General features: G+C 44.3%; 1 protein-coding gene and 1 pseudogene. One reads left to right on the top strand and one right to left on the bottom strand.

Annotation, left to right across the window (positions count from 1 at the left end; translation table 11 throughout):
• A pseudogene (locus A3735_RS27360) lies at positions 1–363 on the bottom strand (hypothetical protein); the annotation flags it as partial.
• A 257-nt stretch (positions 364–620) separates the two neighbouring features.
• On the opposite strand from A3735_RS27360, the gene A3735_RS27355 reads away from it, so the two are divergent.
• On the top strand, positions 621–861 hold a 241-nt coding region (locus tag A3735_RS27355), incomplete at its 3' end, for an ATP-binding cassette domain-containing protein (RefSeq protein WP_156499966.1).

Genomic DNA, 861 nt, shown 5'->3' with positions numbered 1-861 from the left:
GGGTCTTGGTAGATTTTGCCAAAGCGTTCGATGGCGCTTAAGCATAATTTCATCAACTAGTTCTTCAGTGCGAGGAGCAAGTGACTCGAGAATATGCTCGCCAATTAGAGCAGGGCTCATTTGCTCAACAATATCAGAGACTGAGCCAATTCTGGACAAGGTTGAATCAACACTGATTTCCGCCATCTTCCTAGCCTTTGAGGGAATAATTCCCTGCCAGCCAAAAATGGGCCGAATGCCCCAGAATTTGATCGGATAAAAAGTAAGCTTAATGGCTAACCAGTTGGTGATGAATCCAACAATTCCCGCAATAAAGGGAATGCTTGCCAACTTGAGTAGCTCGAAGTATGAGTTCACTTCCATAATGACAGATACGTTTTGTAATTGTTATTTGGGAATAATCGTCGCGCTCAGCCCCAATAATTTAACGCTTCAAGGCCAGCCAGATTGCAATTTAGCATGCTATCACATAGGATTCACGGATTGTGTTCTACTTTAATAACAGGCTGATTATGTCACGTCGAAGCTTACTGGAAATTGGCCTTGTTCAACGCCTTGCCCTCGCGGCCTCGCTAAGTGCAGTACTAATTTATTGTGTCTACAGTGTCACCAGGTAGATAATGATTTTATCTTTCCGAAATCTAACGCTCGGCTACGAAGCGCACCCCGCTGTTCACCACCTTTCTGCCAGCATTGATAAAGGCATGCTTGTTGCCCTTGTTGGGCCTAACGGTGCAGGTAAATCGACACTGCTTAAAGGTATTATGGGGCAACTTGCTCCCTTAGAAGGTGATATTCAATTTGGACCCGTCGAGAAAGATGATATTGCTTATCTTCCTCAACAAAACATGGTCGATAGAA

The organism is Oleiphilus sp. HI0061, assembly GCF_001635675.1.
This window is presented reverse-complemented; position numbering and strand designations above follow the sequence as displayed.